The following is a 15,251-nucleotide window of genomic DNA, read 5'->3' as shown; positions in this document are numbered from 1 at the left end:
GGGAGGTACTGCGTCGCTGTTCCCCGTGTTCGTTCGTGATAGAACCTATTCTGAACCTGTCTGTGGGGTTGAATTTTCGGCCGCGAGTGAGTTTGTGACAGACTACCCAGGTCGGCCGGCCAGCGCGCGCCGACACACATTGAAACGGGCCGGTCACGTAGTCGGGCCCATGCCGACTGCGACCAACGACGGCGTCCGACTGTCGTACGAACGCGACGGGCCGCCCGAGGCCGAGACAGTCGTGTTCGTCGAGGGCCTGGGCTACGGCCGCTGGATGTGGCGCTGGCAACAGCGGGGCCTGGCCGAGTACGACACTATCCGCTGGGACAACCGCGGCACCGGCGACTCCGAGACGCCCGAGGGCCCCTACAGCATCGGGGAGATGGCCGGGGACCTCGCAGCCGTCATAGACGACGCCGGCGTCGAATCGGCCCACGTCGTCGGGGCCAGCATGGGCGGGATGATAGCCCAGCAGTTCGCGCTAGACCACGGGCGGGCGGACTCACTGGCGCTGCTGTGTACGACCCCGGGCGGGCCCGAGGCGATCCCGACGCCCGAAGAGACACAGGAACGCATCTTCGACGTGCCCGAGGAATACGACGAGCGCGAGCGGCGCCGGTACAAGATGACCCCCGCGATGACGGCATCGTACATGGAAGCCAACGACGACCTTATCGAGCGAATCATCGACTGGCGAATCGAGAGCGACGCGAGCGACCGGGCGCTTGCCTGGCAGGCCGAGGCTGTCGAGAGCTTCGACGTCCACGACCGCCTGGGCGAGATAGACGTGCCGGCGCTCGTCGTTCACGGGACGGCAGACGGGGTCGTCCCGGTCGAGAACGGGCGCTTGCTCGCCGACGCGCTGGGAGACGTCGAGTACCGCGAACTCGACGGCGCGCCCCACCTCTGTTTCATCGAACGCGCAGACGCGGTCAACGACGCGCTCCGGGGATTCCTCACTGATGTCTGAGTTTATACACGGCCCGCAGGCCTGGGTCGGTGCCTGGAGCGAGAAGCGAGCGCAACTGACGCCCGACCGGGTGGGGCTGGTCGACGCGAGCACCGGCGAGCGGTACACCTACGCGACACTTGACCGCCGAGCGAACCGGGCGAGTCGCCTGCTCCGGAGCCACGGCGTCGAGCGCGGCGACCGGGTCGCCGTCGTCTCGCGCAACCGTCCGGAACAGGTCGACCTGTTCCTGGCGACCGCCAAGACCGGGAGCGTCCTCGCGCCGCTCTCGCACCGTCTCGCACCGCCCGAGCTCGCCGAGCTCCTCGACCGGGTCGACCCGGCCCTGCTGGTAGTGGAGGCGCCGTTTCTGGACGAGACGCGAGCGGCGCTGGCCGACGCGGAGACAGCACCGACGGTCCTGGCCGCCGCGGCCGACGGGGAGGAAGGCGTCCTCGCGGATACCCCCACGTACACTACCGAGCTACCCGACGACGACACCCCCATCGAGTCACCGACGCTCGCACCCGACGACACGCATCTGCTGTTGCACACCGGCGGCTCCACCGGGACCCCCAAAGAGACAGTCCTCAGCCACCGGGCACTCGTCTGGAACTCCCTGAACACCGTCGCGTCGTGGGGGCTGCGGGACGACGACGTGACGCCGCTAACCTTCCCCATGTTCCACACCGGCGGCTGGAACGTCGTGACGCTCCCCGTCTGGCACATGGGCGGCACCGTCGTGCTGGCCCGCGAGCTCGACCCCGGGCAGTTACTCGCGACCGTCGAACGTGCGGGGGCGACGGTGCTGGTCGCGGTCCCCGCAGTCTTGCGGCTGCTCACCGACCACGACGACTGGGACGACACCACCGTCTCGACGCTTCGGGTCGTCAAGTCCGGCGGTGGCCCCTGCCGCCAGTCAGTTATGGAAGCCTGGTGGGCTCGTGGTATCGACCTCTCACAGGGGTACGGCCTCACGGAATGTGGGCCCAACAACTTCGCGATGCCTGACGGCTGGCCACGCGAGAAAGCCCAGACGGTCGGGAAACCCGCGATGCACGTCGACGCCCGCGTCGTCGAGGACGGCGAGCCCGTCGAGACCGGCGCTGTCGGGGAACTCCAGTTGCGTTCGCCACACGCCGCGTCGGGCTATCTCGAGAACGAGACCGAGAGCGAGGCGACGTTCGGCGGTGGGTGGGTGTCAACGGGCGACCTCGCGAGCGTCGACGCCGAGGGGTACTACCGCATCGAGGGCCGCAAGAAGGACATGTTCGTCAGCGGCGGCGAGAACGTCTACCCGGCGGAGGTCGAATCGGTGCTCTCGGCCCACGACCGCATCGAGGAGGTGGTCGTCGTGCCGGTCGCCGACGACCAGTGGGGCGAGGTCGGTCGGGCCGTCGTCGAGGGCGACGACTCGCTCACGCTCGCCGATATCGAGGCGTACTGTGAGGGCCGGCTTGCGCGGTACAAGATTCCGAACGACGTCGCCTTCGTCGACGAGATGCCAACCGCTGGCCCGGAGAAAGTCGACCGGCAGGCCATCAGAGAGCGGTTCGGCGAGGGCTAGTCCAGCGACCGGACGAACAGCGCGACGTCGCTGTCGGTCAGTTCGACTGGCTCGTCGGCCGCGTCGACGTCGAGCCCCGGCGAGGCGAGCGCGAGCTCCCAGCCATCGCCGTCGACACCGGCCAGCGCCGTCGGCGTCACGGTCTCGGCGACCCCCTCCATGTTGGCGACGAACAGCAGCGCCTCGCTGTCGTCGGGCGCCGTTCTGTGGCCGTAGTAGAGGACGGTGCCGTCGGTCGGGTAGACGTACTCCAACGTGTCGTCCTCGCCCAGGTCACCGACCACCCAGTCGTGGTCGTGGCGGAACTGCCGGACGTCGAGGTCGAACGCGGTGCGCTCGTCGTTCTGCTGGTCGTGCCAGTGAGTGAGGTTCGCGAACTCGCCCACGTCGCGCATCCAGTCACGGCCGAGCGCCTCGAGCTCCGAGACGGTCAACTCGTCGCCGATTGGCGTTCCCATGGTGTTCAGCAGCGTCGTGACGTCGTCCTTGTCGTAGTCGGTCATCTCGACGGCCCGGGCGAGCAGGGAGCAGAACTCGCTCAGCTCGTCACGTCCCGAAAAGCCCCACTCTTTGAGCCGCTGGAAGTGGGCGTCGTCGCGGAACTGCTCGGGTCGAATCTGCCACTCGGGGAAGTTCTCCTCCTCGGCGAGGACCTTCAGATTCCAGACCGCGTCGGTGTCCCGCATGAACCCCCAGGGGGCCCGCATATTGGCGTGGGTGAAGTCCATGGGACAGCCCGGCAAGAACCCGTGAAAGAGGACCGTCGAGGCCGGGTTGTTGTACGCGCGGTCGAGCTTCTCCGGTTCGCTATCGCCCAGATAGCGATTTATCTGGGGCTGGCTGAAAGGCGGCTCCGGTTCGAGCTGGGTGCCCCGGCGGATGGTGTCGTGGTTGGCGACGCCGGAAATCCAGTTCTCGCCCATGTCGGCGACCTCCCGGACTCGCCACCACTTTGTCGCCCAGAACGTCTGGAGTGCGGGGGTGTTGTGGGCGAAGGTGACCGGCCCCCACTGGTAGGCGTGGGGATGCTGGTCGATGAGCGTCCGGTAGGTGGAGGCCAGTTCCCAGTCCGAACGCGGCCAGGGGCGACCGTCCTCGAAAATCATCCACGGGCGGTACTCGACGCCGGCGACCTCCTGGGTGACTCGGTCCATCTCCGCCAGAAACTCGTCGTCGTGCCACTCTTCCTCGGCCTCGGGGTCCCAGTTGGTGAAGTCCTGGGCGCCGTCGACGCGGATGCCGTCCGCCCCGAAGTCCATCTTCCGACGCTGGAGTTCCAGCAGCCCCGCACGGACGACGGGCTGGGTGTAGTCCAGTTCCTGACCATACATCCCGGGCCCGGCGAGCCACTCGTCGTTCAGCAGCGGCAGGGCCCCGTTGTCGGCGTGGCCAAGCGCGATGTCGAAGACCACTTTCACCGACTCGGGCAGCGTGTGCATGGTCGCGATGAAATCCACCAGCTCGTCGGGGCGGCGCGTCTCGAGGATGGCCGGATTCACGGTCCCGAACCCGGAGATGACGATGTCGTACCCCCAGTTGACCATGTCCGGTCGGCGGACCGTCGCCTGGAGGCTCCCGTCCTCGATTGTCTGCGGGAGCCAGTAGCCCAGTTCGTCCTCGTTCTGGGTGATGGGGGCAAGCGGCATCAGCTGGACCGCGTCGTACCCGACGACGTTCCGCTCGGCGGGTGAAAGCGCCTCCCCGGCGGCTTGCTTCTCCCCGATACGCTCGAACTGGCGGGTGAGTCCCGCCAGGGTTCCCGACTCGGTCGCGGTGCCGGGGTGAATCTCCAGCATGCTCGTCGCCGGCTCGAACCTGGGGAGCCCGTCGTCCTCGCTCGCGGCCGGCTCGACGCCGTCCCGTTCGAGGCGCTGGAAGTACTCGCGGTCCTCGCGCTCCTCGTCAAGTCGGCTCATGTCGTAGAGCTCCGGCGGCCCGTACGCGCCGAAGGGCAGCGAGTCCGCGAAGGGGTCCGTAATCGTCTCGCGCTCGCCCCCGACGGTGTAGCCGAGCCGATAGAGGGTTCCCAGCTGGTCGCGAGTCCCCGGCCGGACCCCCTCGACGGCGGCCCACGTGAACTCGCCCTCGCGGCGGGTCTCGACGAACTGCCGGTCGAACTCGACCGTCTCCTCGTCTGTGGCCAAATCTACGTCCTCGGTCGGTGTCAGCAGTTCCAGACGGACCGCCGACGCTGGGACCTCCCCCACGAGCTGGGGCGTCCAGAAGCCGAACTCGGCGTGGCCGTCACGCCAGTGGGCACCGAGACGCGTCGTCAGTACATTCGCGGCCTCGAAGCGGTCGTCGTGCGCCTCAAGCGTCTCCCGCTGGAACTGGACTAGCCCTTCGACCTCCTCTGAGAGCGTTGTGTACGTTGGCATACGGTATCTTGACCGGACTCTCCGGTCCCTCGTATACCAGCTACCAGGGCACACTGCGGTAAAGAGGTTTTCAAAGAACCACAACGGGAGTTGTAAACCAGTAAAATAGCGGCCTAGATCGCCATCACGACTGTCGAGCCCGGCGTTACAGAACCCCTTCCTGCTTGAGTCCGTGTATCAGGTCGTCCACGAGCGCGTCCACCGAGTCGTACGGATAGGTCTGGTATGTCCCGTAGACCATCCCGAGGTCGATAGCGGGAACGACGACGGAGCCGGCCTCGAACTCGGTCGCCGGCCCGTCGGGTAGCAGCGGCAGCAGTTCGAACGGATCCCGGAGGGGGAACGTAGCCTGTCCGAACGTGGTCGCGAACTGCTCCCGGAGGCAGGCCTCCGTCGAGTCAGAAGTCATCTGGCTCCAGGCGGTCCGGCCCGCTCGCTGCGCCGTCGGTACCGGGCTGTCCGGTAGGGTTGGCGCTTCCCCCGGTCGACGCCTCGTCGGTGTCGAGCTGCCTGGCCGTCGCGGCGATCGACTCGACCTTCGCTGTCTGTCGCTCGTTGGTCTCGGCCAGGGACTCGATGTCGGTGGCCATCTCGTCGAGGCTCTTGGTCACCTCGTCGACCATGCTCGCGACCTCTTCGGTCGAGGCAGCCTGGTCGTCGGTCGCGCTCGAGACCTCTTTGATGCCCTGGGCGGTCTCGTTGATAGCCGAGACGATGTGCTCGAGTTTGGTCATCGCGGTCTGGACCTCCTCGACGCCCTCGTCGACCCGGTCTGTCACCGTCTGGAGGTCAGAAACCGTCTCCGTCGTCTCCGCCTGCATCTCGGCGATAGTCGCCTCGATACGGTTCGCGTGTGACTGTGAATCGCCGGCGAGTGACTTTATCTCGTCGGCGACGACGGCAAAGCCGTCTCCCGCTTCACCCGCTCGGGCCGCCTCGATGGATGCGTTGAGTGCGAGGATGTTCGTCTGGTCGGCTATTCTGTCGATGATATCCACGATATCCCCGATGTCGTCGGCCTTCTCCTGTAGGCCGCCGATACTCTCCGATGCGTCGTCGACGGCGTGGTCCACCTCGCTCATCACGTCCGCGGCCTCCTCGGCGGCCTCCTGACCGTCGGCCGCGAGGTCCTCGGCCGTAGTGCTCGTGCTGGCCACCTCCTCGGCCGTCGAGGCGATCTCCTCTATCGTCGCACTCATATCGGCCACCTCGCCGGCGACCTCGCCCATGGACGACGCCTGTTCGTCCGCCTGGGCACTCATCCGCTGGCTGGTCTGGTCGACGTCGCTCGCGGAGTCGCTCAGTTCCTCGACGGGCTCCTGGAGCCCCTGCTGGACCTGTGCCATGAGCTGTTCCTGTTTCTCGATGGCGTCCTCCAGTCGCTGGCTGTAGGAGTCGATGTACGTGTCCATCGCGACCTGCTGGTCCAGGTTGATGAGTTTGAACACGGACAGCGCCCTCTCGGCGAACTCATCGAGGACCGCCTCGTCTGCGTCGACCTCGTCGAGTAAATTATCGGTGATAGCTGTGAGGAAATGCTCGAAGTAGATGCTGTACGCTCCGAGATAGATCTTCGGACCCAGTTCGAGCATGTCGTGTATCTTCCCGATTCTGGCCCGGTTCTCGAAGTACTGCTTGTCGTAGTCCCCGCCGACGAGGTCGGCCAGATACCTCGCCTGAGATTGTTTGAGCTGGTCGACGGACTTCGAGGAGCGGCCGAATATCTCGACGGTCTCGTCGAACGTTTCGAGGTGGTCGTAGAACTCGTCGACGATTCCCGCTTTCCGGGCCGTAATCTGTCCCTCAAGGTCGGTCAACCGAGCGGTGTCACGCCCGTCGAACCCGGTGAAATCCTTTCGCCACTGAATCTCCTGACGGTCGAGACCGATACGCTCCGTGAGCGACGAGCCATCGACAGTGGCCCGCTCCGTCGCAGTAATGCGTAGTTGGCCGCCAGGCGCTTGCGAGGGGTGAGACATCTCTTAACCCTCAACTATCATATTATAAGAAGATAACTGGTTGGTTATCGTATGTGATACGCTCAACTGAGCGCGAGAGGACAACGTAGCACGGCAGTAACAGGGATTTCCGGGGCGCTGACTGACCGGATCTGGACCGTTCAGTCTTCGTCGAAGAGGGTATCCCCGTCGACCATGTGTTCTTCGACGGCGTCCATATCGAGGGTGACGCCCAGGCCCGGTTCCTCGGGAATCTCGATGTAGCCGTCCTCGATCACGGTCTCCTCGACCAGGTCCGACCACCAGCCCAGTTCGTAGGAGTGGTACTCGACGGCCACGGAGTTCGGCACGGCGGCGCCGACCTGTGCGCTGGCCATCGTCGCGACCGGCGAGGCGACGTTGTGCATCGCGACCGGGACGTAGTACTGGTTCGCCACGTCGGCGATTTTGCGAGTCTCGCGCATCCCGCCGACCTTCGGGAGGTCGGGCGCGACCATGTCGACGGCCTGGTTCTCGATGAGTCGGCGCTCTTCGGTCACGCGGTAGCGGTTCTCGCCCACCGTGATAGGCGTCGTCGTGGACTTGGTGACTTCCTCCTGGACCTCGAGGTTCTCCGGCGGGACGGGGTCTTCCAGCCACCAGACGTCGTAGTCCTCGATGGCCTCGGCCAGTCGCTTCGCGGAGCCACCGGAGAAGGTCCAGTGGCAGTCGAAGGCCACGTCGGCCTCGTCTTTGACTTCCTCGGTGACTTTCTCGACGATTTCGGCCTTGTGGCGGATCTCGCCCGGGCGGAGGTGGCGGTTCGCGCGGTCTTTCTCCAGTCCGCTCGGGACGTCGAGGTCGAACTTCAGCGCGTCGTAGCCCAGTTCGTCGACGACCCGACGGGCTTCGGCAGCACAGGCGTCGGGATCGGCCTCCTCCTCGGTGTGACAGTCACAGTAGACCCGCATCTCGTCGCGGTACTTCCCGCCCAGCAGCTGGTAGGCGGGCACCTCCAGAATCTTGCCGGCGAGGTCGTGCAGCGCGATTTCGATACCCGAGATGGCGGTGACAGTGACGCCCTCGACGCTCCCCTCGCCCGACATCTTCTGGACGAGGTGTTCGTAGAGCCGGTCGATATCGAGTGGGTTCTCGCCGATGACGAAGGGCTTCATCCGCTCGATGAGTTCGGGGACGCCCGCGCCCCAGTAGGCCTCGCCGGTGCCGACGATACCGGCGTCGGTGTAGATGCGGACCAGCGTCCACGGGAAGTTCCCGTCGACCATCGTCGTCTGGACGTCGGTTATCTCCACGTCCCGACCGCCGCCTCGCTTTGCCGTGACCCCCATCGTCTCCGCGGACAGCTCGCGCATCGTGTACTCCGCGTTGGGGTCGTGAAGGTCGGCGTAGTCGATATCGTTCGCTTTTCCCATGCGAGTGGCTTGCTTGCCCCATCACAAAAACCTAGAGGAATGCGACCTGTAGCCGTGATTCGCCCGAATTCCGAGCTGTCGACCACCCGTTACACCCGTCAGCAGGCGGCGGTCCCTGCCCCCGCCCGGAAATTTATCACAGCACCTGTTGTACCTCCGTGTATGGATATCGGTGTGCTGACAGTCCCCCTCGGTGACCAGTCCCTCGAGGACACACTCTCGTACCTCGACGGCATCGGCGTCGACGCTGTCGAAATCGGCTGTGGCGGCTACCCGGGGTCGGACCACCTCGACCGCGGGGAACTGCTCGACGACGAGGCCGCACAGGCGGAGCTGCACGACCTGCTCGACGAGTACAACCTGCGAGTGAGCGCGCTCGCGACGCACAACAACCCGCTCCACCCCGACGACGAACGGGCAGAGACGGCCGACACCGAGCTTCGGGAGGCCATCACGCTGGCCGACCAGCTGGACGTGAACACCGTCACGTGCTTCTCGGGGCTGCCCGCCGGCGGTCCGAACGACGAGGTGCCCAACTGGGTCACCGCGCCCTGGCCCCAGGAACACGCCGACGCCCACGAGTATCAGTGGGAGGTCGCCACCGAGTACTGGCGCGAGCTGGCCGAGCACGCCGCCGACCACGGCGTCGACGTAGCCATCGAGATGCACCCGAACATGCTCGTCTACGAGCCCCACGGGATGCTGGAACTGCGCGACGCCACCAACGAGTACGTCGGCGCGAACTTCGACCCCTCCCACCTGTACTGGCAGGGCATCGACGTGACCGCGGCCATCAGGCTGCTCGGCGAACACGGTGCCATCCACCACTTCCACGCCAAGGACACCAAGGTGTACGAGGACCGGGCCCGCGAGAAGGGCGTCCTCGATACGACGCCCTACACCCACGAGCCCGACCGGTCGTGGCTCTTTCGCTCCATCGGCTACGGCCACGGCGAGGGCCACTGGAAGGACGTCGTCTCCACCCTGCGGATGGTCGGCTACGACGGCGCCCTCTCCATCGAGCACGAGGACTCCCTGACCAGCGCCCGCGAGGGCCTGGAGAAGGCCGTGGACGTCCTGGACCGCGCCGTCTTCGAGACGGAGCCGGGTGACGCCTACTGGGCGGAGTAATCCATGACAGACACACCACTCGACATCGGCGTCTTGGGGTATCGCTTCATGGGCAAAGCCCACGCGAACGCCTTCGCGCGGCTCCCGATGTTCTTCGAGGACGCACCCGAAGTGAACCGCGAGGTCGTCGTCGGTCGGGACGAGGACGCGCTGGCCGATGCGGCCGACCGGCTGGGCTTTGCTCGCACCGCGACCGACTGGCGCGACGTCGTCGACGAGGTGGACGTCTTCTACAACCTCGGGCCGAACCACGTCCACGCCGAGCCCTCTATTGCGGCGCTCGAAGCCGGCACGCCGACGTTCTGCGAGAAACCGCTCGCGCCGACACTCGACGACGCCCAGGCGATGGCCGACGCGGCCAGCGACGCGTCCGTCCCCGCGGGCGTCGCGTTCAACTACCGGTTCGTCCCGGCCATCCAGTACGCGAAGAACCTCATCGAGGCGGGCGAACTCGGGGAGCTACACCACTTCCGCGGGCGCTACCTCCAGGACTGGCTCGTCGACCCCGAAGCGCCGTGGTCGTGGCGTAACGACGCCGAGATGGCCGGCAGCGGAGCGCTTGGCGACCTCGGCGCCCACACTATCGACCTCGCGCGGTTCCTCGTTGGCGACATCGCCGAGGTGTCCGGCCACCTCCGGACGTTCGTCGATGAGCGGCCAGTAGAGGGTAGCGAGACTCCGGAGGAGTCTCGGGAAAACGAAGGCGGCGAAGCCGCCGAGAGCGAGGAGGAGACTCGCCCCGTCACCGTCGACGACGCCTACAGCGCACAGGTCGACTTCGAGAACGGCGTGATGGGCACGCTGGAGGCCTCCCGGTTCGCCAACGGCCGCAAGAACGACCACACCATCGAGATTGAGGGCTCGAAGGGGAGCCTGCGGTTCTCGCTGGAGCGACTGAACGAACTGGAACTGCTCCGCGAGGACTCGCGGGGGTACGAGACGATTCTGGTCACCGACGCCGACGACCCCTACGTCGACCACTGGTGGCCCCCGGGCCACGTCATCGGCTGGGAGCACACCTTCGTCCACGAGAACTACGAGTTCCTCTCGGCGGTCGCCGAGGGCGGGGCCTACGAGCCGAGCTTCGCTGACGGACTGGCGGTCCAGCGGGTGCTCGACGCCGTCGAGCGCAGCGACGAGCGCGGCGAGCGGGTGTCGGTGCGCTGAACCGGTCGGCCCGCGCCGTCCGCACCGCGCGGTTTTAATCGGCGGCCGCCCGTTGGGCCGGTATGACACTCACCGCCCGACTCGACGCGTTTCTGGAGCGCCGTGGCCTCGCCGCCGTCTGGTTCGCGCGACCGAACAACTTCGCCTGGTTGACCGGCGGGGTTGACTGTGCGGGCGGCCCCGACGACAGTGCCGGCCGCCCGGCCGACAACGTCGTCGACCGGGGAGGAGACGTCGGCGTCGCGGCGGCGGGCTACGACGGCGAGGGGGTCACGGTCGTCACGGACAGTATCGAAGGGCAGCGGCTCCGCGAGGAGGAACTCGCCGACTGCGTCGATGTCGAGACCTACACCTGGTACGATGGCGACCTTCCCTCGGCCGTCACCGACGCGAGCCCCTCGCCGGCCGCCGCTGACTTCGACGTACCGGGCTTCGAGACTCTGGACGTGTGGGCGCTCCGACAGCCCTTGACCGAGCGCCAGCAGGAGCGCTACCGGGAGCTGAGTGCCGAGGTCGCGGCCGCGGTCGAGACGGTCGCCCGGCGGGCCGATCGGTCGGCTACCGAACGGGTCGTCGCGTCGGCACTCCGGGCGGAACTCGCGGGGGCCGGCATCGACTCGCCGGTTGCCCTCGTCGGCGGAGCTGAGCGAGCCCAGCGGTACCGTCACTACACGCCGAAACGCGAGCCGCTGGGCGACTACGCGCTCCTCTCGGTGACCGCCGAGCGCGACGGCCTCTACACCAGCTGTACCCGGACGATAGCGTTCGACGCCCCCGACTGGCTCCGCGAGCGGACTGAGGCGGCGATGCGGGTCGAAGCCACCGCACTGGCCGCGACGCGGGCCGTCGGCCGCGGCGGGGGCACCGCCGGCGACGTGTTCGGGGCCATCCAGCGGGCCTACGACGCCGTCAGCTGGGACGGTGAGTGGCGCAACCACCACCAGGGCGGCGCGGCGGGCTACGCGGGCCGGGAGTGGATTGCGACACCAGAGAGCGACGAGCGCGTCGTGCTCCCGCAGGGGTACGCCTGGAATCCGACCGTCCAGGGTGCCAAGAGCGAGGACACCTATCTAGTCACGACCGACGGCATCGAACTGCTCTCTGCAACGGGCGAGTGGCCGACCGAGCGGGTCGAGGCCGTCGGTTACGACACCGCCGTCGAGCGGCATACCGTCCTCGAGCGGTAACCGGTGTCGGCTCCCGCGGTCCAGATTATTTACAACACCCATTGTTAGTCTTGAACTAGTTTTAAGTTCGGCTTCGCAGTAGCAGTACGTACATGGACGAACAGCGAGCCTGGTGGAAGGAAGCAGTCGTCTACCAGATATATCCGAAGAGTTTCGCCGACAGCGACGGCGATGGCCTCGGCGACCTCCAGGGCGTCATCGACCGGCTGGACTACGTCGCCTCGCTGGGCGTCGACGTCATCTGGCTGAATCCGGTGTACGAGTCGCCACAGCACGACAACGGCTACGACATCAGCGACTACCGGGCCATCCACGAGGCCTACGGGACGATGGAAGACTGGGAGCGGCTCCTGTCGGAAGTCCACGCCCGGGACATGAAGCTCATCATGGACCTCGTGGTCAACCACACGTCGACCGACCACGAGTGGTTCCAGCGGTCCCGGCGTGACGAGGACGGGTACCGCGAGTACTACCTCTGGCACGAGGGCGAGGAGCCGCCGAACAACTGGACGAGCGGCTTCGGCGGTTCGGCCTGGTCCTACGACGACGAGGTCGGGGCCCAGTATCTCCACCTGTTCGACGAGACGCAGGCGGACCTGAACTGGGACAGTGAGGCCGTCCGCGAGGACGTCTACGAGATGATGAACTGGTGGTTAGAGCAGGGCATCGACGGTTTCCGTATGGACGTCATCAACATGGTCTCCAAACCCGAGGGGCTGCCCGATGGGGACCCAGAGAAAGACTGGGTCGGTATCGAACACTTCACCAACGGTCCCGACGCGGTCAAGTACCTGAGCGAGATGGCCGCGGCGACCTACGACGACTACGAGGCGATGACCGTCGGGGAGTGTGTCAACGTCGACCCGGACACCGCGAGCGACTACGTCAGCGCCGAGGGGCCGATGGATATGCTCTTTCACTTCGAACATATGTCCGTCGACAGCGACGGCCAGTGGCTCTCGCCCTCGGAGTGGGACCTCACCGACCTCAAAGCCGTCATGTCGAAGTGGCAGACCGACCTCGACGGGTGGAACTCGCTGTATCTGACCAACCACGACCAGCCCCGTATCGTCTCCCGTTTCGGCGACGACGGCGAGTACCGCCGCGAGTCGGCCAAACTCCTGGGCACGCTCCTGTTTACGCTCTCTGGGACGCCCTACGTCTACCAGGGTCAGGAACTGGGGATGACGAACTATCCGTGGTCGAGCCTGGACGAACTCGACGACCTCCAGTCCATCGGCAAGGTCGAGGCCGCCGTCGAGGCGGGCGAGATAGACGGGTTCGAGGAGGTCAAACAGGCGGTCCGTGACAAGTCACGGGACAACGCCCGGACGCCGATGCAGTGGGACGACAGCGAACACGCCGGTTTCACCGACGGCGAGCCGTGGCTCCCGGTCAACCCCAACTACGAGCGCATCAACGTGGCGGCCGCCGAGGCCGACCCGGATTCGGTGCTCCACTACTATCGCGACCTCGTGGCGCTGCGGGGGGACCACGAGGTCCTGGTATACGGTGCGTATAACCTTCTGCTTCCGGACCACGAGTCGGTGTGGGCCTACCGGATGGAGACCGAAGACGACGCCGTCCTGGTGGCCCTGAACGTCGACGATACCGAGACCTCGGTGACGCTCGACGACGCCGCCCGGACCGAGGAACTGCTGTGTTCGAACTACGGCCCGCCGAGCGATACCGGCGCCGCGCTGACGCTGCGCCCCTACGAGGCCCGCGTTTACCAACTGGAGGAAGCATGACCGACACACCACAACAGACGAGCCACCCAGTCCCGCCGGAGGAGCGCACGTGGTGGAAGGAGTCGGTCGTCTACCAGATATATCCGCGGAGCTTCGCGGACAGCGACGGCGACGGTATCGGTGACATCCCCGGCATCATCGAGCGGCTGGACCACGTCGCGGACCTGGGTGTCGACGTCATCTGGCTGAACCCGGTGTACGAGTCGCCACAGCGGGACAACGGCTACGACATCAGCGATTACCGCTCTATCCACCACGAGTACGGGACGATGGCCGACTGGGAGGAACTGCTCGCACAGGTCCACGACCGAGATATGCGACTCGTGATGGACCTCGTGGTCAATCACACCTCCGTCGACCACGAGTGGTTCCAGCGGTCCCGTCGCGGTGACCCCGAATACGAGGACTACTACATCTGGCGCGAGGGGGATGGCGACGGGCCGCCGAACAACTGGGAGTCTTTCTTCGGCGGGTCCGCCTGGACCTACGACGAGGAGCGGGGCGAGTACTACCTCCATCTCTACGACGAGTCCCAGCCCGACCTGAACTGGCGGAATCCGGCGGTACGTCGGGACATCTTCGACACGATGGAGTGGTGGCTGGAGAAGGGCATCGACGGCTTCCGGATGGACGTCATCAACCTGCTCTCGAAGGCACCGGGGCTCCCCGACGGCGACCCCGACAGCGAGTGGGTCGGCGCCGAACACTTCGTCGACGGCCCGCGGATACTCGACTATCTGGAGGCGATGGACGAGCAGGTCCTCTCGAACTACGACATCTTGACGGTCGGCGAGATGCCGCAACTGACCGTCGAGCGGGCCCGCGAGTACGCCGGCGAGGACGGGCCCCTGGATATGGCCTTTCACTTCCAGCACACCAAACTCGACTACGACGGGCAAAAGCGCTGGAGCGTCGGCGACTGGGACCTGCCGGAGCTCAAGGAGATTGCGAGGCGGTGGCACGACGGCCTCGACGACGAGGGCTGGAACGCGCTGTACTGGGAGAACCACGACCAGCCCCGGGTCGTCTCGCGCTACGGCGACCCGGAGGCGTACCGCCGGGAGTCTGCGACGCTGCTTGGAACCTATATTCTGACTCGCTCCGGGACGCCCTACGTGTATCAGGGCCAGGAGCTCGGCATGACGAACGCCCAGTGGGAGGACAGGGAGAGCCTGGCCGACGTCGATGCGCGACGCACGGCACGGGAGTTGCTCGACTCCGAGCAGTACGACACCTTCGAGGAGATCGCCGATATCGTGGGCTATCGCTCGCGGGACAACGCCCGGACGCCGATGCAGTGGGACGACAGCGAACACGCCGGCTTCACGGAGGGGGACCCGTGGCTCCAGGTCAACACCAACTACGAGCAGGTCAACGTCGCCGACGCCCGGGAGGGCGACTCCGTCACGAAGTACTACCAGTCGCTCATCGACCTGCGCAACGAGTACGACGCGTTCGTCTACGGCACCTACAGCGACCTCCATCCTCACCACGAGCGCCTCGCCGCCTACACACAGACCCTCGAACACCCCGACGGCCGCGTCAGCGAGCGGATGCTCTCGGTGCTTAACTTCTCGGACAAGACAGCGACGGTGGACCTCTCGACGACTATCGAGGACGCCGACCTGCTACTGTCGAACTACGACCGAGACACGATTGGGCCCACCAGAGACCACGAGCCCTACGAGGCCCGCATCTACCGGCTGGAGTAGTCACCGAAAATCAGTAACGGACCGCTCGGTCAACGTCCC

11 protein-coding genes are annotated in these 15,251 nt (G+C 66.2%); 7 read left to right on the top strand and 4 right to left on the bottom strand.

Annotation, left to right across the window (positions count from 1 at the left end):
• The first annotated feature begins 169 nt into the window (after window positions 1-169).
• Both P1K32_RS00790 and P1K32_RS00785 read left to right on the top strand, forming a co-directional pair.
• A complete protein-coding gene (locus P1K32_RS00790) occupies window positions 170-970 on the top strand; it encodes an alpha/beta fold hydrolase (protein ID WP_276250832.1) in 801 nt (266 codons plus the stop codon).
• Complete coding sequence (locus P1K32_RS00785; protein ID WP_276250831.1) at window positions 963-2,516, top strand: class I adenylate-forming enzyme family protein; 1,554 nt, start codon at window positions 963-965, stop codon at window positions 2,514-2,516. Before P1K32_RS00790 ends, P1K32_RS00785 begins: the two co-directional genes overlap by 8 nt.
• Here P1K32_RS00785 and gghA read toward each other — a convergent pair.
• The 4 genes from gghA to P1K32_RS00765 all read right to left on the bottom strand — a co-directional run bounded on the left by gghA (window position 2,513) and on the right by P1K32_RS00765 (window position 8,264).
• Entirely contained in the window at window positions 2,513-4,894 is a 2,382-nt protein-coding gene (gene gghA / locus P1K32_RS00780; protein WP_276250830.1) for a glucosylglycerol hydrolase, read from the bottom strand. The two genes, P1K32_RS00785 and gghA, sit on opposite strands and share 4 nt — an antisense overlap.
• A 145-nt stretch (window positions 4,895-5,039) precedes the next feature.
• A complete protein-coding gene (locus P1K32_RS00775) occupies window positions 5,040-5,303 on the bottom strand; it encodes an MTH865 family protein (protein ID WP_276250829.1) in 264 nt (87 codons plus the stop codon).
• Entirely contained in the window at window positions 5,293-6,873 is a 1,581-nt protein-coding gene (locus tag P1K32_RS00770) for a globin-coupled sensor protein (protein ID WP_276250828.1), read from the bottom strand. Before P1K32_RS00770 ends, P1K32_RS00775 begins: the two co-directional genes overlap by 11 nt.
• 140 nt (window positions 6,874-7,013) lie before the next feature.
• The gene (locus P1K32_RS00765; protein ID WP_276250827.1) at window positions 7,014-8,264 is read right to left on the bottom strand and encodes a mandelate racemase/muconate lactonizing enzyme family protein; all 1,251 of its coding nucleotides are present in this window, start codon (window positions 8,262-8,264) and stop codon (window positions 7,014-7,016) included.
• A gap of 162 nt (window positions 8,265-8,426) precedes the next feature.
• On the opposite strand from P1K32_RS00765, the gene P1K32_RS00760 reads away from it, so the two are divergent.
• From P1K32_RS00760 to P1K32_RS00740, 5 genes are all read left to right on the top strand, one after another.
• A complete protein-coding gene (locus tag P1K32_RS00760; protein WP_276250826.1) occupies window positions 8,427-9,395 on the top strand; it encodes a sugar phosphate isomerase/epimerase family protein in 969 nt (322 codons plus the stop codon).
• A 3-nt stretch (window positions 9,396-9,398) separates the two neighbouring features.
• Window positions 9,399-10,562, top strand: coding sequence for a Gfo/Idh/MocA family protein (locus P1K32_RS00755; RefSeq protein ID WP_276250825.1), 1,164 nt, complete (start codon window positions 9,399-9,401; stop codon window positions 10,560-10,562).
• Between the two features lie 62 nt (window positions 10,563-10,624).
• The gene (locus P1K32_RS00750; RefSeq protein WP_276250824.1) at window positions 10,625-11,749 is read left to right on the top strand and encodes a M24 family metallopeptidase; all 1,125 of its coding nucleotides are present in this window, start codon (window positions 10,625-10,627) and stop codon (window positions 11,747-11,749) included.
• Window positions 11,750-11,841: 92 nt separating this feature from the next.
• Entirely contained in the window at window positions 11,842-13,500 is a 1,659-nt protein-coding gene (locus P1K32_RS00745) for a glycoside hydrolase family 13 protein (protein WP_276250823.1), read from the top strand.
• Window positions 13,497-15,212, top strand: coding sequence for a glycoside hydrolase family 13 protein (locus tag P1K32_RS00740; RefSeq protein ID WP_276250822.1), 1,716 nt, complete (start codon window positions 13,497-13,499; stop codon window positions 15,210-15,212). Before P1K32_RS00745 ends, P1K32_RS00740 begins: the two co-directional genes overlap by 4 nt.
• The last annotated feature ends 39 nt before the right edge of the window (window positions 15,213-15,251 follow it).

Source organism: Haloarcula rara (assembly GCF_029338235.1).
GTDB classification, from domain to species: Archaea; Halobacteriota; Halobacteria; order Halobacteriales; family Haloarculaceae; genus Haloarcula; species Haloarcula rara.
Note: the sequence above shows the minus strand (reverse complement) of the source record. Positions and strands in the feature narration are given on the sequence as shown.